We start from the raw sequence: 17,266 nt of genomic DNA, 5'->3' as shown, positions 1-17,266 counted from the left end.
GTCCGGAGTTTCGGACGGCTGGTTCTGGCCCCCGGAACCCCCGAGGCAGACGTAAGAGAGGGACCCCTGATGCGGGACGCGTACCACGAGGAACTGGACTCGATCGGCGACGGTCTGGTCGAGATGGCCCGGCTGGTGGGCTCGGCGATCGGGCGCGCCACGACGTCCATCCTCGACTCCGACCTGAAGCTGGCCGAGAGCGTCATCGAGGCCGACCAGAAGGTGGACGACCTCCAGCACGAGCTGGAGGCGCGGGCCATAGCCCTGCTGGCCAGGCAGCAGCCGGTGGCCACGGACCTCCGTATCGTCGTCACCTCCCTGCGGATGTCGGCGGACCTGGAGCGCTCGGGCGACCTCGCCCAGCACGTGGCGAAGCTCGCCCGGCTGCGCTTCCCGGAGCGCGCCATCCCGCACGACCTGCACGCCACGATCCTGGAGATGGGCCAGCTCGCGCAGCGCCTGATGGCGAAGGCGGCGGAGGTCGTCATCACCAAGGACGTCGACCTGGCGCTCCAGCTGGAGCAGGACGACGACGAGATGGACCTGCTGCACCGCACGCTCTTCCAGCACCTGCTGGACGACCGCTGGAAGCACGGCATCGAGACGGCGGTCGACGTGACGCTGCTGGGCCGCTACTACGAGCGGTTCGCCGACCACGCGGTGTCGGTGGCGAAGCGTGTGGTGTACCTGGTGACGGGTGAGCACGCGGACGAACTCCAGGCGGACATCCAGCCCGCGACAGGGGTGGAGGGGGTCTGAGCCGGGCGTGGCAGGGGCGTGGCAGAGGTCTGAGCCGGGCGTCGAGGGGGGCCTGAACGGGCGCGATGGAGCCTGTTCGAGGCGCTCGCAAGCCTCTGTGCGCCGTTGATGCGACCGCTCGGGCGGGCATGCAATGGGCACAGGGTCTGTGCCGAGAGTCAGACCCTTGCCTCGAGGAGGGACCCATGGCCGAATCCCCCAGCACCACGCCCGACCCGACGCAGGAGCGCGAGACCGAGCAGCCCGCCGAGATCAGGAACCTGATGCTGATAGGCGCGTGCGGCTGCGGCTCGGGCTGCGGGTGCGGGTGCCAGTCGGGCAATCCGTGCCAGTGCGGCTGACACCGCGATTCTTGTCGTACGACCGTGAAGGGCTCCGGTGAACGCGCCGGGGCCCTTCGTCCAGTCCGTGCTCTGTGCTCTGCGGTCGCCGCTTCGGGCCTGTGGGGCGCAGCATGGAAGGAACGGTAAGGAGGTGCGGGTCATGGCGCAGTTCATGGACGTACATCACGGGATGAAGGGCATCACGGCCGATCAGCTGAAGCAGGCTCACCAGGCCGACCTCGACATTGAGAAGGAGGAGGGCGTCCACTTCCAGCGCGCGTGGGCGGACCCCGAGTCCGGGACGGTCTACTGCCTGTCCGAGGCGCCCTCGGCGGACGCGGTCCAGCGCATCCACGAGCGGACCGGGCACAAGGCGGACGAGATCCACGCGGTGCCGCTGACGATCTCGTAGGCTCCTTCAGTCCGAGGAGGAGCCATGGCACTGGGTCGCAAGGGCGCACGGCGCATCGTCGTCGACGGGACGGCGTACCGCTGGCGGCTGCGGCGTAGGCCGACCTACTTCCAGGCCTTGTCCTGGACGCCGTGCACGTTCGCGGTCGAGCACGCGGAGACCCCGGGAACGACTCTCGTGGTCACCACGGACCGACCGCACGCGAGCAATTGGTTCGGCCTGGAGTCCAGGCCCGTCCTGCCGTCCGAGGTGGCGCGGGCCGTCCAGCTGGCCCTCCAGGAGGGGTGGGCTCCCACGGCCCCGGGGGCCCCGTTCCACCTGGACCGCTCAGCCGGCTTCACGCCGATGCCCTGAGCCGGCAGCCACGAGCGAGCGCTACGGACTGGCGGCTACGAGCTAGGCGGCCCTGCGCCGGGCGGTACGCGTGCGTGGGGCGGGCTGTGGTGTGTCCTCCACGTCCTCGGGCCAGAGCAGCTCGGCTTCTCCGAAGTCCGGGGACTGGAAGGGGTTGGTCGCCGGGGACGGCGAGACCGCCGTGGAACGGCGAGGTTGCCCTTCCACGGCAGAGAACAGCGACGTCGGGTCGATGAGAGGTCTGCCTTTCGTTACAGGTCCCGATCGGGACCTGGTGTGCCGTGACCGGGCACTGCGGTTCTAGAGCTTGGTCATCTTGGTGTACGGGCTGAGGATCCGCATCTGCGCCGAGCCGAAGTCGACGAGCATCGCGATGCCCTCCTCGACGCCGATCACCGAGCCGAGGCCGTACATGTCGTGGGTGACCTGATCGCCCATAGCGAAGTGCTTGGGGGCCGGTGCAACCGGGGCCTTGAAGGGGCTGGTAGGCAAGTGACGCTTCGGTGCCGCGGGCTTTGTCATGGCTCAGTATGCGCCTACGCGGATCCCGCTCGCTGTGGCCGTCGGCACAAATCCGCAACAGATCAGCCACACCAAGCCGCTGACCTGCGGTTTTGAAACCTGGCCCGGCGAAAATCGTTCACCGGCCGTCTTCAAGTTCAAGGTGACTGAGCCGCTCAGTCGGCTGGGCGCCATTCATCGAGTCTGATCCTCACCTGACGGTTGCGATCCGCGTGCCAGATCACTTCGCCGGACACGGTGGCACCCACCAGGGGCAGCTCCATGTGGTGCGGCATGGCGGAGATCTCGGCCAGACCGATCGCATCCGGTACGCCGTCGAGCAGCAGGAAGACACCGAACGGCTGTCGGCCGACAACCTGCCCCCGGACGCGAGACCCAGGAGGCAGTGCGGCCACGGTCGCCGACCACCCCCGCTCCACGGCCTCCGGCGTCGGCACCTGCGAGCGGTCCGGCCAACTGAACTCGGGCATCGGCCAATCATGGCCAGAACGGCGGGGGTTGTCGACGGCCGGCGACAACCTCCCGCCCACTCGGGCACCTGGGCCGTTACACGCCGGGGGCCCGGTACTGGACTTGTCCGGCCTTGCGCAGGGCGTCCATGGTTTCGTCGACGGTCAGGAGGACGGTCGTCTCGAAGGAGCTGAGTGCGCCGCCTCCGCTGATCGCCAGGGCGACCGCGGCCATGGACACGTTGTCGGGGGCCTCCCACAGGTTGTAGCCGTCGCGGGTGCCGAACGCGTACCAGAACCCGTGGAGCTTGCCCCCGACGGACTCGATGTACGACTGAGCGGCCTTCGCCCGGTCCTCGGGGTGGCCGATGAGTCTCGCCCAGGTCTCCGGCGTATAGCTGAACCTCGACAGATAGAGCGGCATCACATCTCCCTTTCGTCCCCGAAAGGAATGCCCCACGGAGCCGAAGACGCCCCCGAGGCCACCCACGCCTCCCCCGAACGGCCGGGATGACGACCGGTATGGCCACTGCAGCCATCCGGTGCGTCCGGTCACCACTTCCGCCACTTGTCCGTGAGCTGGTACCGGCCGAGGCCGTGGCGGGCGGTCAGGGCGACCACATCGACGCCGTGCTCGGTGAGGGCCTCGTCGATGTAGTCGCACAGCTCTTCGCGTTCACCGGTTTCGAAGGCGCTGCCGTTGTTGGCGTCGTTCACCGCGTTAAGCGCCAGGACGACGCGTTCCACCACAGCGAAGACCTGTTCGTCACCGGCCTCACCAAGTCCCAGAAGGTCACCCTCAAAGGCATCGAGGACCGCGTCGGTCGCCTCAAGCAGCTCCTCGGGAAACAGCGCCGCCATACAGGCACACTCGGGACCCAGCGTGCCGGCGGCAAGCTCTTCGGCTTCCTCGGTTATGCCGTGCCGCCAGCTCGTGGTCGGTCTCTCAGCCATGGGCTGGACCGTACAGCCCGGGACTGACACCGCTACCGAGGCCTGCCTGCACCAAGAGCCCCCCACCCGCGGGGAAACCGCAGGCAGGGGGCTTGTCAGCGTCGCGTTACTTCTTCTTGCCCTGGTTCTTGACCGCCTCGATCGCTGCCGCGGCCGCGTCGGGGTCGAGGTAGGTGCCGCCCGGGTTCAGGGGCTTGAAGTCGGCGTCCAGTTCGTAGGAGAGGGGGATGCCGGTCGGGATGTTGAGGCCCGCGATGTCGGCGTCGGAGATGCCGTCCAGGTGCTTGACCAGGGCTCGGAGGGAGTTGCCATGGGCGGCGACCAGGACCGTGCGGCCGGCGAGGAGGTCGGGGACGATGCCGTCGTACCAGTACGGGAGCATGCGGACGACGACGTCCTTCAGGCACTCCGTGCGGGGGCGGAGCTCCGGCGGGATCGTGGCGTAGCGCGGGTCGTCCGACTGGGAGAACTCCGTGCCGTCCTCAAGGGCCGGCGGGGGCGTGTCGTAGGAGCGGCGCCAGAGCATGAACTGCTCCTCGCCGAACTCCACGAGGGTCTGGGCCTTGTCCTTGCCCTGGAGGGCGCCGTAGTGACGCTCGTTCAGACGCCAGCTGCGGTGGACCGGGATCCAGTGGCGGTCCGCCGACTCCAGCGCGAGCTGCGCCGTGCGGATGGCGCGCTTCTGGAGGGACGTGTGCACCACGTCGGGGAGGAGATCGGCGTCCTTCAGGAGCTCGCCACCGCGGACTGCCTCCTTCTCGCCCTTCTCGTTCAGGTTGACGTCCACCCAGCCGGTGAACAGGTTCTTCGCGTTCCACTCGCTCTCGCCGTGGCGGAGGAGGATCAGCTTGTACGGTGCGTCGGCCATGCGTATGAGCGTAATCCACCCGTCTGGTCGCTCGCGCGCCCCGCTCGGCAGGCGGACGGTTGACCGGATCTGTTAATTGAGTGGCCCGGCAGAGCGGCGCACTTGTAAGTTGCGCATGCCGAAACCAGCCCTTACACCGCCCCGGGGGATCCGCCATGTCACCGACCACCGTGAGACGCGCCCTGCGGGAATCCGTCTCCGGGCTCCCCCGAGAGTTCTGGTGGCTGTGGACCAGCACCCTCGTCAACCGGCTCGGCGCCTTCGTCGCCACCTTCATGGCGCTCTATCTCACGCTGGACCGCGGGTACTCCGCCGCCTACGCCGGTCTCGTCGCCTCGCTGCACGGGCTGGGCGGGGTCGTCTCCTCCCTCGGGGCCGGTGTCATGACCGACCGGCTGGGGCGGCGGCCCACGCTGCTGATCGCCCAGGCCTCCACCGCCGCCTCCGTGGCACTGCTCGGCTTCATGCACCACCCGGTCGCCATCGCCGCCGTCGCGTTCCTGGTCGGCATGGCCTCCAACGCCTCGCGGCCCGCGGTGCAGGCGATGATGGCCGACATCGTGCGGCCGGAGGACCGGGTCCGCGCCTTCTCCCTCAACTACTGGGCCATCAACCTCGGGTTCGCCGTCTCCTCCATGGCCGCCGGGTTCATCGCCGAGGTCAGCTACCTCGCCGGCTTCCTCCTCGAGGCCGGCATGACCGCCGTCTGCGCGGTCGTGGTCTTCCTGAAGCTGCCCGAGTCGCGGCCCGAGCGGACGCCGAGCGAGAAGGGCGCGGACGCCGCCGTCGGGCTCGGTACCGTGCTCCGTGACGGGCGCTACATGGGCGTCGTCGCGCTGTCCTTCCTCATCGCCCTGGTCTTCCAGCAGGGCGCGGTCGGACTCCCGGTGGCGATGGGCCAGGCCGGCTTCACCGCCGCCGACTACGGCATGGCGATCGCCGTCAACGGCATCCTCATCGTCGCGCTCCAGATCCCGGTCACCCGGTACATCCAGCACCGGGACCCACGCCGCCTGCTCGTCATCTCGTCCCTGCTCGCCGGATACGGCTTCGGGCTCACCGCCTTCGCGGGCTCCATCGGCGTCTTCGCCCTCACGGTCTGCGTCTGGACCCTCGCCGAGATCGTCAACGCGCCCACCCAGACGAGCCTGGTCGTCCGCCTCTCCCCCACTCACGGCCGGGGCCGCTACCAGGGCATGTACACCCTGTCCTGGGCCGTCGCCTCGCTCGTCGCGCCGCTGATGTCCGGCCTGATCATCGACCACTACGGCGCCGAGTGGCTGTGGGGACTGTGCGCGGTCGTCGGCACGGTGGCCGCGGTCGGCTACGGCATGCTCATGCGGCGACTGCCCGCCGAGGACGACATCCCGGCGCCCGCCGAGCCGCCGGTCACCGCCAAGCCCGAACCCAGCGCCGCCTGAACCCGGTCGCCCCCGGCCCTCACCCCCGTAGCCCCGTGTCCCCGTATCCCCTGCTCACCGACTTTTCGCTACGTCGGGCGGGGACGCGTTTCCCGGCGGTATACAGGTAGTCGCGGGGGGCCGCCGGGGCCGCTGGGGTGGGAGACGGGGATGTCCGACAGTTCCGAGCTGATCTTCGTCAGCTATGCCGGCCCGGACAACGTGTGGGCGGAGTGGGTGGCCTGGCACCTCCAGGAGAACGGCTACCGAGTCGTGCTGGACCGCTGGCACTGGCGTACCGGCGACGACTTCGTGACGAAGATGAGCGAGGCGCTCGCCCAGGCGTCCGCCGTCGTCGCCGTCTTCTCCCCGCGTTACTTCGAACCGGGCCGCTACACCGAGGAGGAGTGGACCTCCGTACTCGCCCGGCGGGGCCGTTACGTCCCGCTGGTCGTCGAGCCCCTGGAGGAGGGCCAGTTGCCGGCGATCCTCGCGCCCCGGCTCCGCAAGGACCTGCACGGACTGAGCGAGCCCGATGCCCTCAAGGCCCTCCTGGACGCCGTACGAGGCCCCGAACGACCCACTCGCCCACCGACCTTCCCCGGCACCGCGACCGCACCACCCGCACCGACCGCCCCACACGGCTCCCAACCACCGTTCCCGCGCCGCACCGGCGACGGCCCCGCCGTATGGGACCGCAGAAGCTGAGGGCGTCCCTTCAGCGGAAGCGCAGCTCCTGGGGCGCTCTCACGGATGCATCCGCGCCCCCTTCACCACCTTGTCCACCGCGTTCCGGGCCCCGTACACGGCCAGTCCCACCAGGTCCAGCTGTCCCGTTCCCACCGCGCGCACCGCTGCTCGGTTGTCGTGGTCGTTGCCTGTCGTGAACAGGTCGCCGGTGAACACCGCGCACGGCAGGGCGCGGGACAGGGCCTTGCCGTGGGCCGCTGTCAGGGTCTCCTTCGTGCCCTCGAAGACCATCACCGGCTGCCGGAACATGGGCAGATATCCGACGCCGTCGGCGTCCTCGTACGGCTCCCCGACGACCTCGGGGACGGTCGTGCCGAGGCCGCTGACCAGGAAGGCGGTGACGTTCAGGCGCTGCCACGGCTCCAGGTCCTCCCGGAGCAGGACGGCGATCTTGGTGTCGAATCGGACGGGTTCGTCTCGGACGGGTGTGTCGTCGTTCATGGAGCGAGACTGTCGAATGCCGTCCGACCCTGTCTTGTACGTTCTTTGCATGGCCACCCGGCACTCCACCCGGCAGACCGTCTCCGCGTGGCGCCCCGCCGTCCCGGGCGTCGTGGAGGTCTTCCACGCGCACTTCACCGGGTACGCCTATCCGATGCATGTGCACGAGGCGTGGACGTTGTTGATCGTGGACGACGGGGCCGTGCGGTACGACCTCGACCGGCATGAGCACGGCACTCCGCACGACACGGTGTCCCTGTTGCCGCCGCACGTTCCGCACAACGGCTCCCCGGCCACGCCGGGCGGGTTCCGCAAGCGGGTCGTCTATCTCGACACCTCGCTGCTCGGCGAGGAGCTCGTCGGATCCGCCGTCGACACCCCCGATCTGCGGGACCCCCTGCTGCGGCGGCGCGTCGGGCAGTTGCACCACGCCCTGGACCATCCCGGTGACGAACTGGAGGCCGCGAGCAGGCTGACGTTCGTCGGGGAGCGGCTCGCGGCTCATCTGCGGCCGCGGCTCGTCACCGATGTCCCGCGCGCCGACCCGGCCCTGGCCCGGCGGCTGCGGGAACTGCTCGACGAGCGGGTGGTCGAGGGTGTCTCGCTGGAGGAGGCGGCCGCGCTGCTGCGGGCCCATCCGGCGCATCTGGTGCGGGCGTTCAGCACCGCGTACGGCATCGCCCCGCACCAGTACCTCACCTCCCGCCGGGTCGACCGCGCCCGGCGGCTGCTCCTGGACGGGCGGCGGCCGGGGGAGGTCGCCGCGGCGACCGGGTTCTTCGACCAGTCCCATCTGACCCGGCACTTCCGGAAGTTGGTGGGGGTCACGCCGGGGCGGTACGCCAAGTCACCGTAAATCAGGGGCGGTTCGTACGGTCGGCGATCTATCGTCCACCACATGGACTGGCACGCCTGGCACGACCGGTACGGCTCCCCCGACTCCCATCTCTCACAGCGGCTCGTGGTGGTCCAGGACCGCATCCGCCGCGCCCTCGACGACGCCCCGCCCGGGCCCCTCACCGCCGTCAGCCTCTGCGCCGGGCAGGGGCACGACCTGATCGGCGTGCTCGCCGACCATCCGCGGCGGGACGACGTACGGGCGCGGCTCGTCGAGCTGGACGAGCGGAACGTGGCGGTGGCCAGGTCGGCGGCTGTCGGGCTGCCCGGTGTCGAGGTCGTCGCCGGGGACGCCTCGGCGAGCGATCACTACGTCGGGTTCGTCCCCGCCGATCTCGTCCTGATCTGCGGGGTCCTCGGCAATGTCACCGACGCCGACGTCGAGCGGCTCGTCGGCCACTGCACCCGGTTGTGCCGTACGGGCGGCACGGTCGTGTGGACGCGGAACCGGCGGATCGGCACCGTCGATCTCGTGCCGCAGGTGTGCGCGTGGCTGGAGGAGCGCGGGTTCGAGCGGCTGTGGGTGTCCGACCCGGAGCTGGACTTCGGGGTGGGGGCCCACCGGTTCACCGGCGAGCCGGGGCCGCTGGCGCCGCTGGGACCGCTGGCGCGCGGGGAGCGCATGTTCGAGTTCGTCGGGTACGACGTGCTGCGGGACAGGTGACCGACGTCAGTCGGACGGGCGCTGGGTGAGGTGCGCGAACGCGTCCAGGTTGCGGGTCGACTCGCCCCGGGCCACCCGCCATTCGTACTCCTTGCGGATGGCGCTCGCGAAGCCCAGTTCGAGGAGGGTGTTGAAAGCGCCGTCCGCCGCCTCCAGGACCTGGCCGAGGAGACGGTCGATCTCGTCGGCGGTGACGGTGGCGAGGGGGAGTTTGGCGGTGACGTAGACGTCGCCGAGCCGGTCGACGGCGTAACTCACGCCGTACAGCTTGAGGTTGCGCTCCAGGAGCCAGCGGTGGACGCCTTGTTCGTTCTCGTCGGGGTGGCGGATGACGAAGGCGTTCAGGGAGAGGGAGTGGCGGCCGACGAGGAGGGAGACGGTCGTCTTGAGTTTGCGGGTGCCGGGGAGCTGGACGACGTAGTTGCCGGCGTCGGGGCTCTCCCACTCCAGCTCGGCGTCCTTGAGGACACCCTCGATGACCTGCGCCGCTTTCTCCGTCTCCGTGTCAGCCATGGTGGGAGCGTACGCGACGGCGGTGCGCCTGCATCGCCGCCGTGTAGACGTCCGCGGTGGCGGCCGCCGAGGTGTCCCAGCCGAAGGACTGCGCGTGCCGGGCGGCCGCCGCGCCCATGCGGGGCGCCGCCTGCGGGTCATCGGCGAAGGCGCGCAGCACGCGCGCGTAGTCGGCCGGATTGTGGCCGCGTACGAGGAACCCCGTACGGCCGTCCTGGACCGCCACCGGCAGGCCGCCGACCGCCGCTGCCAGGACGGGGGTGCCGGCTGCCTGGGCCTCTATGGCGACCAGGCCGAAGGACTCGCTGTACGACGGCATGACCAGGACGGACGCGGCACGGAACCAGTCCGCGAGCTGCTCCTGGCCGACGGGCGGGCGGAACCGTACGACGTCGGCGATGCCGAGGCGGGCGGCGAGCTTCTGGAGGCCCTCGGGTTTGGCGAGGCCGCTGCCGCTGGGGCCGCCGACGATGGGGACGACCATGCGGGAGCGCAGCTCGGGGCGTTCGTCGAGGAGGACGGCGACCGCGCGAAGCAGGATGTCCGGGGCCTTCAGGGGCTGGATGCGGCCGGCGAAGAGCGGGACGAGGGCGTCCTGGGGCAGGCCGAGGCGGGCGCGGGAGGCGGCGCGGCCGTCGGCGGGGCTGAAGCGGTCGAGGTTGACGCCGGGGTGGACGACGGCGACCTTGCCGGGGTCGGCGCTGTAGTGCCGTACGAGCTCGTCGGCCTCTTCGGCGGTGTTGGCGATGAGCCGGTCCGCGGCGTCGACGATCTGGGTCTCGCCGATGACTCGGGCGGCGGGTTCGGGGGTGTCGCCGTCGGCGAGGTTGGCGTTCTTGACCTTGGCCATGGTGTGCATGGCGTGGACCAGGGGGACGCCCCAGCGCTGGGCGGCGAGCCAGCCGACGTGGCCGGAGAGCCAGTAGTGGGAGTGGACGAGGTCGTAGTAGCCGGGGCGGTGACCGGCCCAGGCCTGCATCACACCGTGCGTGAAGGCGCAGAGCTGGGCGGGGAGCTCTTCCTTGGCGAGGCCCTCGTAGGGGCCGGCGTCGACGTGTCGGACGAGGACGCCGGGGGCGAGCTGGACGGTGGGCTCGAGTGCGGCCGTCGTCGCGCGCGTGAAGATCTCGACCTCGATGTTGATGGCCGCGAGGCGCTGCGCGAGCTCGACGATGTAGACGTTCATGCCACCCGCGTCGCCGGTGCCGGGCTGGTGGAGCGGTGAGGTGTGCACGGAGAGCATCGCGATACGGCGGGGGCGGCGGTGCAGCCGCAGCCGCGCGGGGGTCGCCGGCGAGCGACGCCCGAGCCTGCTGACGTACTGGCTCACGTGGCGGTCCTCCTCGCTGCGGGCATGCCTGGGGGAGGGTGTGGGGCGCCCTCCAAGGGGGTCCAACATCGGAGGGACGGGTTCCCATTCCGGGCGCGACGATTTTTGCCTGGGTATTACCGGGGGTCGCTCAACTGTTCGGGGTGCTGACGCGTCCTGGCCGGGGCGGCTGAGGGGGTGGGTGCCCGCGGCGGCCCGTGGCCACCCGTGCCGGGTCGGGGGGCGTGGCGGGCGCATACCCTCGTAGGCATGACAGCCCGCGCAGCGCATCGACCCGTGGGCACGGTCACGCGCGGGACGACCAACCCCAATCGGCTGCGGCGGATGGACCGCTGGATCGCCGCGACGCACGGGGGCGCGCTGCGGCGGGCCGGGGAGGCGTTGGCGATCGATCTCGGGTACGGGGCCGCGCCCTGGACCGCCGTCGAGTTGCTCGCGCGCCTGCGGACCGTCGCGCCACGCGCGCGTGTCGTGGGCGTGGAGATCGAGCCCGCCCGGGTCGCGGCGGCGAAGCCGTACGAGCGGGAGGGGCTGGAGTTCCGGCACGGCGGGTTCGAGATCCCCGTGTCGCAGCAGCCGACGCTCATCCGGGCCGCCAATGTGCTGCGGCAGTACGAGGAGGGCGAGGTCGCCGAGGTCTGGGCTCGGCTGTGCGCGCGGCTCGCTCCGGACGGGCTGCTCGTCGAGGGGACCTGTGACGAGATCGGGCGCCGGCATGTGTGGGTCGCGCTCGGACAGGAGGGGCCGCGGACGGTCACCTTCGCCACCCGGCTGGGTTCGCTGGAGCGGCCCTCCGACCTCGCGGAGCGGCTGCCCAAGGCGCTCATCCACCGGAATGTCGCCGGTGAGCCGGTGCACGCCTTCCTGCGTGACTTCGACCGCGCCTGGGCCGCCGCCGCGCCCTACGCCTCGTACGGCGCCCGTCAGCGCTGGATCCGCGCGGTGCGAGAGCTGACGGCCCACTGGCCGGTCCTGGACGGGCCGGTGCGGTGGCGGCAGGGGGAAGTCACCGTGGCGTGGGAGGCGTTGGCCCCGCGCGGGTGAACCCGTACGTGCTCCTCTGACCTGCGGGGAACGATCTCCGTGAGTCGTTCGTCACAAAGGCGGGGAGATCGTCATGCGGGGGCGTGAATGGGGGGAAGCACTACCGAAGCAGCACCGAAGCACTGCCTCTGTCGCTTTCCGGCGCGGCATGGCACGATCCCCCAAGCGTCCGTAAGTTACTGACGGTAAATCAGGTTTGGGGGCAGGGGTATGGGTGCGGGCAAGCGCGGCCTGATCACAGCGGCCGTGACCGTGGTCTGTGCGGTCACCGTCCTGGCGGTACCGGGCACGGCGTTCGCCGCACCGAGTCCCACTCCGACGCCCTCCCCCTCCGCGTCCTCGACCACCGGGACCAACAAGGACCTTGAGGCCGTACGCGAGAAGCTGGACGACCTCTATCACGACGCCGCCGTCGCCACGGACGCGTACAACGCCGCCGAGGAGGCCGCCGACCAGCAGTCGGCCGCGATCGTGGCGCTGGCGAAGAAGATCGTCAAGGGCCAGGAGAAGCTGGCCCAGTTGAAGAAGCGGGCCGGTGCCGCGGCCGCCGCCCAGTACCGCACCGGCGGACTGCCCGACGAGGCACAGCTGATGCTCAGCGACAACCCGCAGCAGTTCCTCGACGGCACCGGGCGCGTCCTCCAGGGGCAGCGCGCCACCAAGGGGCTCATCGCGGAAATGACCCGCACCCAGGAGGACTTGGAGCAGTATGCCAAGGACGCCTCCGCCCAGTGGGACAAGCTGGAGGCCAACCGCAAGGCGAAGGCCGCCGCCAAGAAGAAGGTCAAGAAGCAGATCGCGGCGGCCGAGGAGCTCGAGTCCCAGCTGGAGAAGGAGGAGAAGGAGCGCCTCGCCCGGCTGGAGCAGGAGGCCGCCTACCAGGCGCAGACCGCCTGGCTGGACTCCGGGATCCTCGCCGAGATCAACGGCAAGGCCTCCGCCCAGGGCAAGAAGGCGGTGGAGTACGCGACCGCCCAGATAGGAAAGCCGTACGAATGGGGCGCCGAGGGGCCTGGTTCGTACGACTGCTCGGGGCTGACCTCGCAGGCCTGGGCCAGTGCCGGGCAGGGCATTCCGCGGACCTCGCAGCAGCAGTGGAAGCAGCTCAAGCACGTGGACATCAAGGACATGCGGCCCGGCGACCTCATCATCTACAACTCCGATGCCAGCCATGTCGCGATGTACATAGGCGACGGCGCGATCATCCACGCCCCGCGTCCGGGGCGGACGGTGACGATCGCGGGCGCGGGCACGATGCCGATCCTGGCGGTCGTACGGCCGGACGCCTGAGCCTCGGGGGACCTGGACCTCGGGGACCTGAGCCCCGCGGCCTGAGACCGGGGTCACGTGACGCAGCGCACCTCGGGCGCCGCACAAACCCGCCGCGGACGTGACGTTCGTCATTCCCGCACCTCGGGCGGGGTGTCCAACTGCGGTAGGGAACGCGGCATATGACAGTGGCCGCCGGTCGAGCCGGGTGCCGTACACCATTCCGTTGCGGCGCCGAGTACCGCTATGGTCCCCGTCGGTGGGTCGAGGTCCCTCGCCCCACCATGCCCTCGGGGGGAGGGAAGGAACCCAAGACGATGCCCGTACCCGTACCGCGGCAGAGAGCGATCCCGGCCGTGGAAAGTGGTCTGGCGCCGGCCGCGACCGCAAGTGGCGGCCCTTCAAGGGAAGAGGCCCCGCGCACGGAAGGCACGGCCGAGAAGAACAGCGGCACCCATCTGACGCTGCTCGTGATCGAGGACGATCCGGGCGGCTCCACGGTGGTGCCCGAGCTCCTCGACTCCGCCGGCAATCCGATCCGCGTCCGTACCGCCCGCAACCTCACCGAGGCCGCGCGGCTGCTCACCGACGACGTCCACTGCATCCTGCTGGACCTCGCCCTGCCCGCCCCCGCGCGCAGCGGCGCCGACGACGAGCTCGCCGTGCTCAAGCACGTGCTGGAGCTCGCGCCCCGGCACGCCGTGCTCGCCCTCACTGCCTCCGGCGACGCCGAACGCGGCACGGAAGCGGTCCGGGTGGGCGCCCAGGACTACCTCTTCCGGGACGAACTGGACAGTCGGCTGCTGAGCCGCGCGATCCGCTACGCCGTGGAGAGGAAACGTTCCGACACCGCCGAGCGACGGCTCGCCGAGGGCCGCGTACGAGCCCAGGAGAACCGCCGCCTGGAGCGCGGCCTGCTGCCCACGCCGCTCCTGGAGGGCTCCTCGCTGCGGTTCGCCGCGCGCTACCGCCCCGGGCGCTCACGCGCACTCCTCGGCGGTGACTTCTACGACGTCGTCCGCACCCCCGACGGCACGGTCCACGCCATGATCGGCGACGTCTGCGGGCACGGCCCCGACGAGGCGGCCCTCGGTGTGGAGCTGCGGATCGCGTGGCGGGCGCTGACGCTCGCGGGGCTGTGCGGGGACGAGCTGCTCGGCACCCTTCAGCAGGTCCTGGAGCACGAGCGGTCCGACGACGAGATCTTCGCGACGCTGTGCACGGTGGACATCGCACCGGACGGCCGCCGGGCGGGCCTGTGCCTCGCCGGGCACCCCTCACCGCTGGTCGCACGCCCCGGACGGCCGGCCCAGCTCCTGCCGTACGACAACAACGGCCCCGCGCTCGGGCTGCTGCCCGGTGCTCGGTGGCCGCGGATGCAGGTGGATCTGGGGCGCGAGTGGAGCCTGATGCTCTACACCGACGGGCTGATCGAGGGGCGGGTCGGGGTCGGCGGGGAGCGACTCGGTCAGGACGGGATGGTGTCCATGGTCCGCCGACAGCTGTCCGAGGGGCTGGCCGGCGAGGCGCTGCTGCGGGCGGCCGTCAGCGAGGTGCGCGAGCTGAACGGTGGCGAGCTGACGGACGACGTGGCCGTACTGCTGCTGGACCGGACGGGCTGAGCCGGCCGCCCCCGCGCAGGCGCGGGCTACCGGCCGCCGTTGTACGGGCCGTACGGGCCGTCGCTGCTGCTGCCACCGCGGCCGCGGCCACCGGACACCTGGCGCAGGGCCGGGCGTACGTCGACGAAGAAGACGATCGAGGCGACCAGGCCCGCGAGCTGCAGGAAGAGCATCGGCACCAGCAGGTTCACCGCCACCGCGACGCCGAGGATGATCAGCCAGAAACCCTTGTTCTGCTTGCTGGCGGCTCGGTACGCGTCCTCACGGAACAGGGCGGCCATCACGAAGGCCACCACCGCGAACCCCAGCATCGCGAGGAAGAGAATCCCCATAAACCCCTGAAAGCCCTGCATCAGCACAACGTCCACCACCTGACTCGGCTCGTCGTTACGCGGTCACCGTACCCGTAGAACGGGCCAGGCACCCCAGGGGTGCCCAGCCCGTCGCAGAAGTGCCGTCGCGGTCGCTTACTTGGCGGGCGGCGTCGTCTTCTTGGCGGTGGTCTTCTTCGCCGGAGCCTTGCGCGGGGTGGCCTTCTTCGCCGCCGCGGGGGCGGGAGCAGCCGCGGCCGGCTTGGCCTCGGCGGGCTTCGGCTCGTCCTTGACCTCGACGGGCTCCGCGTTCGGCTCCACGGCGATGGCCAGCTCCTCGATCTCCTCGGCGGCCTCGCCACGCCAGGTCCGCACGGTCTGCTCGCCGTGCTCGGCGACCTTCTCGTACGTCTCGCGGGCCTTCACGGCGTACTCGGCGGCGACGCCGACGCCGCGCAGGGCGAAGTCCTGGGCGCTCTCGCCGAACTTCTTCAGGTCGGCGTCGATGGTCGAGCCGAGCTTCTTGAAGTCGCCGTCCAGGGTCGCGATGAACTCGCCGACCCTGGCCTGGAGGGACTCCTGCGCCTCCTTGGCCTTGGCACCGGCCTCCTTGGCACGAGCGGCGGCCTTCTCCTGCACGGCCTTGGGGTCGGTGCCGCGCACCGCGTCGATCCGGGCCGGTGCCTCGGCGCGCAGCTGCTCGACGATGCCGGGCACCTTCTTGGCCTCCTGGAGGGCCAGGTCACCGGCGCCGGCGAGGAAGTAGAGGGGGGTGGGGTCGGTGACGGCCTTGCGGATGTCGTCGGTGATGGCCATGGTGATGGTCCTCCCGGGTCGCTTTCGCTTGAGGGTTTTTGGGTCCCGCGGTCAACCGGCCGGGTGTCTCAACCGGCTGTCTGCTGCGGGTCGGCGTCGCTGCCGTCGGTCGTGCGGGATGTCGTACGAGGGCCCTTGCGGGGCGCCTTGCGGGGTGCCGTGCTCTTCTTGCGGGCACGGCGCTCGGCGGCGCCGGCCTGGGCGTCCTCGACCGGCAGGTCTGCCGGTACGTCTGTCGGTACCTCGGCCGCGGGTGTCTGCGTCCCGGAGGCCGCCGCATCCTCGGATCTGCTCTCCACGGTGTCGATCCCGAACCCGTTCTCCTTGCGGAAGGACTCGTAGATCTGGAGCAGCACCTGCTTCTGCCGCTCGTTGAGCGTGGGGTCGGCGATGATGACGGCGCGCGTCTCCACCTCGTCCCGGTCGCGCTCGGCGTCGAGGATCCCGGCACGGACGTACAGCGTCTCGGCGGAGATCCGCAGCGCCTTGGCGACCTGCTGGAGCACCTCCGCGCTCGGCTTGCGCAGCCCGCGCTCGATCTGGCTCAGATACGGATTGGACACCCCGGCGGCGTCGGCGAGCTGCCTGAGCGAGAGCTGGGCGTTTCGCCGCTGCTCGCGCAGGTACTCACCGAGATTGCCGACGTTGAGCGATGCCATGCCCCCACTGTGCCGCACCCTTGCTAACTTTTGCAAGCAGGCGCTTGCAAAAGTGCTCCACGCCACGTCGGCGGGAGCGAGGCTCGAGAAGGCGCCTCCGCTGTCGCCTCTCTGCGATGGGTCGGCAGTCCGGTCTCTGCGATGGGTAGGCGCTCCGGTCTCTGCGACGGGTGGGCACTCCGGCGGCCTCGTCCTGGCTGTCAGACCCCTGGTGTTGGATGCGGATGTGACCATCCACGATGTCGCCCGGCGACTGCCCGAGATTCCCGCGCTTCGCGATCACTGTCGCTCGATGGCGATGCTGGAGGCGATACTCAGCCCGGACTGGGCCGATCGGTACTACTCCTTCGACGCCCACTGGTCCGCCGGGGAAGAGATGGCCTCGATGCGCAACGGATCGGGCGACGAGTACTCCATCGTCTTCTCGGCCGCCGGTGCGTACATCCGTGGTTTCGCCCACGAATCACAGATGAGTCCCTATGCCCATGACGGGCCCTGGCCCGGCGTGCTGGACGACGTCCCGGAAGTCTTCCGTTCCTGCGTCGAAGAGCCCGCGTTCGCAGACGAGGAAGGTATACCCGCCGTCACCGCCTGCGCCTGGCGGGAGGTGGGTGACGGAGCCTGGAAGGCGGGGTCGATCGAGTTCCCTGCCGACGGCGACAGCGATCCGGACGGCTCCGAGTACGTGTTCCGGCTTCTGACCGACCGGTCTGCGGAGGCGTTCCAGCACTTCGCCGAGGACTACTACGAGATCCCGGTGCCCCTCGCGGCCGTTCAACACGTGCTCGCACTGCGTCCTCTGACGGCCGAGGTGGTCGCGGCCCTGAACCCCCAGATCACGATGGACGCCCTGACAAAGGACATCACCGAGATCGGCTACCCACAGCTCGCCCAGCCCACAGACTGACT

23 protein-coding genes are annotated in these 17,266 nt (G+C 70.5%); 12 read left to right on the top strand and 11 right to left on the bottom strand.

Features of this window, described 5'->3' with window-relative positions:
- Positions 1–69 precede the first annotated feature (69 nt).
- The 4 genes from phoU to ABKA17_RS27335 all read left to right on the top strand — a co-directional run bounded on the left by phoU (position 70) and on the right by ABKA17_RS27335 (position 1,848).
- Positions 70–759, top strand: a complete 690-nt coding sequence (phoU, locus tag ABKA17_RS27350; protein ID WP_353694909.1) for a phosphate signaling complex protein PhoU — start codon at positions 70–72, stop codon at positions 757–759.
- A 185-nt stretch (positions 760–944) separates the two neighbouring features.
- Positions 945–1,100, top strand: a complete 156-nt coding sequence (locus ABKA17_RS27345; RefSeq protein WP_353694908.1) for a hypothetical protein — start codon at positions 945–947, stop codon at positions 1,098–1,100.
- 142 nt (positions 1,101–1,242) lie between these two features.
- Positions 1,243–1,494, top strand: a complete 252-nt coding sequence (locus ABKA17_RS27340) for an SCO4226 family nickel-binding protein (protein WP_353694907.1) — start codon at positions 1,243–1,245, stop codon at positions 1,492–1,494.
- Positions 1,495–1,518: 24 nt separating this feature from the next.
- A complete protein-coding gene (locus ABKA17_RS27335; RefSeq protein WP_353694906.1) occupies positions 1,519–1,848 on the top strand; it encodes a hypothetical protein in 330 nt (109 codons plus the stop codon).
- Positions 1,849–2,148: 300 nt separating this feature from the next.
- Here the strand turns inward: ABKA17_RS27335 and ABKA17_RS27330 are convergent, their stop codons facing one another.
- The 5 genes from ABKA17_RS27330 to ABKA17_RS27310 all read right to left on the bottom strand — a co-directional run bounded on the left by ABKA17_RS27330 (position 2,149) and on the right by ABKA17_RS27310 (position 4,641).
- A complete protein-coding gene (locus tag ABKA17_RS27330) occupies positions 2,149–2,370 on the bottom strand; it encodes a hypothetical protein (RefSeq protein WP_353694905.1) in 222 nt (73 codons plus the stop codon).
- 155 nt (positions 2,371–2,525) lie between these two features.
- On the bottom strand, positions 2,526–2,840 hold the full coding sequence (locus ABKA17_RS27325) for a hypothetical protein (RefSeq protein WP_353694904.1): 315 nt from the start codon (positions 2,838–2,840) through the stop codon (positions 2,526–2,528).
- A gap of 76 nt (positions 2,841–2,916) precedes the next feature.
- Positions 2,917–3,243, bottom strand: coding sequence for a GYD domain-containing protein (locus ABKA17_RS27320; RefSeq protein WP_353694903.1), 327 nt, complete (start codon positions 3,241–3,243; stop codon positions 2,917–2,919).
- A 128-nt stretch (positions 3,244–3,371) separates the two neighbouring features.
- Positions 3,372–3,773 carry a hypothetical protein gene (locus tag ABKA17_RS27315; RefSeq protein WP_353694902.1) on the bottom strand — a complete coding sequence of 134 codons (402 nt, stop codon included), beginning with the start codon at positions 3,771–3,773 and terminating at the stop codon, positions 3,372–3,374.
- A 106-nt stretch (positions 3,774–3,879) separates the two neighbouring features.
- Complete coding sequence (locus tag ABKA17_RS27310; RefSeq protein ID WP_353694901.1) at positions 3,880–4,641, bottom strand: phosphoglyceromutase; 762 nt, start codon at positions 4,639–4,641, stop codon at positions 3,880–3,882.
- Positions 4,642–4,796: 155 nt separating this feature from the next.
- Here ABKA17_RS27310 and ABKA17_RS27305 point away from each other — a divergent pair, with 155 nt between their 5' ends.
- Positions 4,797–6,062, top strand: coding sequence for an MDR family MFS transporter (locus ABKA17_RS27305; protein ID WP_353694900.1), 1,266 nt, complete (start codon positions 4,797–4,799; stop codon positions 6,060–6,062).
- 150 nt (positions 6,063–6,212) lie between these two features.
- Positions 6,213–6,749, top strand: a complete 537-nt coding sequence (locus ABKA17_RS27300) for a toll/interleukin-1 receptor domain-containing protein (protein ID WP_353694899.1) — start codon at positions 6,213–6,215, stop codon at positions 6,747–6,749.
- A 39-nt stretch (positions 6,750–6,788) separates the two neighbouring features.
- Here the strand turns inward: ABKA17_RS27300 and ABKA17_RS27295 are convergent, their stop codons facing one another.
- Positions 6,789–7,232: a DUF2000 family protein gene (locus ABKA17_RS27295; protein WP_502994398.1), complete on the bottom strand. Its 444-nt coding sequence runs from the start codon at positions 7,230–7,232 to the stop codon at positions 6,789–6,791.
- Between the two features lie 49 nt (positions 7,233–7,281).
- Here ABKA17_RS27295 and ABKA17_RS27290 point away from each other — a divergent pair, with 49 nt between their 5' ends.
- On the top strand, positions 7,282–8,088 hold the full coding sequence (locus ABKA17_RS27290; protein WP_353694898.1) for a helix-turn-helix transcriptional regulator: 807 nt from the start codon (positions 7,282–7,284) through the stop codon (positions 8,086–8,088).
- Positions 8,089–8,130: 42 nt separating this feature from the next.
- A complete protein-coding gene (locus tag ABKA17_RS27285) occupies positions 8,131–8,793 on the top strand; it encodes a class I SAM-dependent methyltransferase (RefSeq protein ID WP_353694897.1) in 663 nt (220 codons plus the stop codon).
- A 6-nt stretch (positions 8,794–8,799) separates the two neighbouring features.
- On the opposite strand, the gene ABKA17_RS27280 is transcribed toward ABKA17_RS27285, so the two are convergent.
- Together ABKA17_RS27280 and mshA are read right to left on the bottom strand one after the other, a co-directional pair.
- On the bottom strand, positions 8,800–9,306 hold the full coding sequence (locus tag ABKA17_RS27280; protein WP_353694896.1) for a type III secretion system chaperone family protein: 507 nt from the start codon (positions 9,304–9,306) through the stop codon (positions 8,800–8,802).
- Positions 9,299–10,636, bottom strand: a complete 1,338-nt coding sequence (gene mshA / locus ABKA17_RS27275; protein ID WP_353694895.1) for a D-inositol-3-phosphate glycosyltransferase — start codon at positions 10,634–10,636, stop codon at positions 9,299–9,301. The genes ABKA17_RS27280 and mshA overlap by 8 nt, the downstream gene beginning before the upstream one ends.
- A gap of 249 nt (positions 10,637–10,885) precedes the next feature.
- Between mshA and ABKA17_RS27270 the strand changes: the two genes are divergently transcribed.
- From ABKA17_RS27270 to ABKA17_RS27260, 3 genes are all read left to right on the top strand, one after another.
- The gene (locus ABKA17_RS27270) at positions 10,886–11,680 is read left to right on the top strand and encodes a class I SAM-dependent methyltransferase (protein WP_353694894.1); all 795 of its coding nucleotides are present in this window, start codon (positions 10,886–10,888) and stop codon (positions 11,678–11,680) included.
- Between the two features lie 210 nt (positions 11,681–11,890).
- Positions 11,891–12,970 carry a C40 family peptidase gene (locus ABKA17_RS27265; RefSeq protein ID WP_353694893.1) on the top strand — a complete coding sequence of 360 codons (1,080 nt, stop codon included), beginning with the start codon at positions 11,891–11,893 and terminating at the stop codon, positions 12,968–12,970.
- A 296-nt stretch (positions 12,971–13,266) separates the two neighbouring features.
- Complete coding sequence (locus ABKA17_RS27260) at positions 13,267–14,571, top strand: PP2C family protein-serine/threonine phosphatase (protein ID WP_353694892.1); 1,305 nt, start codon at positions 13,267–13,269, stop codon at positions 14,569–14,571.
- A 26-nt stretch (positions 14,572–14,597) separates the two neighbouring features.
- On the opposite strand, the gene ABKA17_RS27255 is transcribed toward ABKA17_RS27260, so the two are convergent.
- From ABKA17_RS27255 to ABKA17_RS27245, 3 genes are all read right to left on the bottom strand, one after another.
- Positions 14,598–14,903, bottom strand: coding sequence for a DUF2516 family protein (locus ABKA17_RS27255; RefSeq protein ID WP_502994397.1), 306 nt, complete (start codon positions 14,901–14,903; stop codon positions 14,598–14,600).
- A gap of 135 nt (positions 14,904–15,038) precedes the next feature.
- Entirely contained in the window at positions 15,039–15,698 is a 660-nt protein-coding gene (locus ABKA17_RS27250; RefSeq protein WP_353694891.1) for a hypothetical protein, read from the bottom strand.
- Positions 15,699–15,766: 68 nt separating this feature from the next.
- On the bottom strand, positions 15,767–16,357 hold the full coding sequence (locus ABKA17_RS27245) for a helix-turn-helix domain-containing protein (protein WP_353694890.1): 591 nt from the start codon (positions 16,355–16,357) through the stop codon (positions 15,767–15,769).
- A gap of 226 nt (positions 16,358–16,583) precedes the next feature.
- Here ABKA17_RS27245 and ABKA17_RS27240 point away from each other — a divergent pair, with 226 nt between their 5' ends.
- Positions 16,584–17,264 (top strand): hypothetical protein, encoded by a 681-nt coding sequence (locus ABKA17_RS27240; protein WP_353695347.1) that lies wholly within the window; start codon positions 16,584–16,586, stop codon positions 17,262–17,264.
- The last annotated feature ends 2 nt before the right edge of the window (positions 17,265–17,266 follow it).

This window comes from Streptomyces sp. RG80 (assembly GCF_040446465.1).
Taxonomy (GTDB): domain Bacteria; phylum Actinomycetota; class Actinomycetes; order Streptomycetales; family Streptomycetaceae; genus Streptomyces.
This window is presented reverse-complemented; position numbering and strand designations above follow the sequence as displayed.

Bases quoted from the DNA above. Each gene is read 5' to 3' on its own strand.
- phoU (WP_353694909.1), top strand. From the start codon at position 70: ATGCGGGACGCGTACCACGAGGAACTGGACTCGATCGGCGACGGTCTG.
- ABKA17_RS27345 (WP_353694908.1), top strand. From the start codon at position 945: ATGGCCGAATCCCCCAGCACCACGCCCGACCCGACGCAGGAGCGCGAG.
- ABKA17_RS27340 (WP_353694907.1), top strand. From the start codon at position 1,243: ATGGCGCAGTTCATGGACGTACATCACGGGATGAAGGGCATCACGGCC.
- ABKA17_RS27335 (WP_353694906.1), top strand. From the start codon at position 1,519: ATGGCACTGGGTCGCAAGGGCGCACGGCGCATCGTCGTCGACGGGACG.
- ABKA17_RS27330 (WP_353694905.1), bottom strand. From the start codon at position 2,370: ATGACAAAGCCCGCGGCACCGAAGCGTCACTTGCCTACCAGCCCCTTC.
- ABKA17_RS27325 (WP_353694904.1), bottom strand. From the start codon at position 2,840: ATGCCCGAGTTCAGTTGGCCGGACCGCTCGCAGGTGCCGACGCCGGAG.
- ABKA17_RS27320 (WP_353694903.1), bottom strand. From the start codon at position 3,243: ATGCCGCTCTATCTGTCGAGGTTCAGCTATACGCCGGAGACCTGGGCG.
- ABKA17_RS27315 (WP_353694902.1), bottom strand. From the start codon at position 3,773: ATGGCTGAGAGACCGACCACGAGCTGGCGGCACGGCATAACCGAGGAA.
- ABKA17_RS27310 (WP_353694901.1), bottom strand. From the start codon at position 4,641: ATGGCCGACGCACCGTACAAGCTGATCCTCCTCCGCCACGGCGAGAGC.
- ABKA17_RS27305 (WP_353694900.1), top strand. From the start codon at position 4,797: ATGTCACCGACCACCGTGAGACGCGCCCTGCGGGAATCCGTCTCCGGG.
- ABKA17_RS27300 (WP_353694899.1), top strand. From the start codon at position 6,213: ATGTCCGACAGTTCCGAGCTGATCTTCGTCAGCTATGCCGGCCCGGAC.
- ABKA17_RS27295 (WP_502994398.1), bottom strand. From the start codon at position 7,232: ATGAACGACGACACACCCGTCCGAGACGAACCCGTCCGATTCGACACC.
- ABKA17_RS27290 (WP_353694898.1), top strand. From the start codon at position 7,282: ATGGCCACCCGGCACTCCACCCGGCAGACCGTCTCCGCGTGGCGCCCC.
- ABKA17_RS27285 (WP_353694897.1), top strand. From the start codon at position 8,131: ATGGACTGGCACGCCTGGCACGACCGGTACGGCTCCCCCGACTCCCAT.
- ABKA17_RS27280 (WP_353694896.1), bottom strand. From the start codon at position 9,306: ATGGCTGACACGGAGACGGAGAAAGCGGCGCAGGTCATCGAGGGTGTC.
- ABKA17_RS27270 (WP_353694894.1), top strand. From the start codon at position 10,886: ATGACAGCCCGCGCAGCGCATCGACCCGTGGGCACGGTCACGCGCGGG.
- ABKA17_RS27265 (WP_353694893.1), top strand. From the start codon at position 11,891: ATGGGTGCGGGCAAGCGCGGCCTGATCACAGCGGCCGTGACCGTGGTC.
- ABKA17_RS27260 (WP_353694892.1), top strand. From the start codon at position 13,267: ATGCCCGTACCCGTACCGCGGCAGAGAGCGATCCCGGCCGTGGAAAGT.
- ABKA17_RS27255 (WP_502994397.1), bottom strand. From the start codon at position 14,903: ATGGGGATTCTCTTCCTCGCGATGCTGGGGTTCGCGGTGGTGGCCTTC.
- ABKA17_RS27250 (WP_353694891.1), bottom strand. From the start codon at position 15,698: ATGGCCATCACCGACGACATCCGCAAGGCCGTCACCGACCCCACCCCC.
- ABKA17_RS27245 (WP_353694890.1), bottom strand. From the start codon at position 16,357: ATGGCATCGCTCAACGTCGGCAATCTCGGTGAGTACCTGCGCGAGCAG.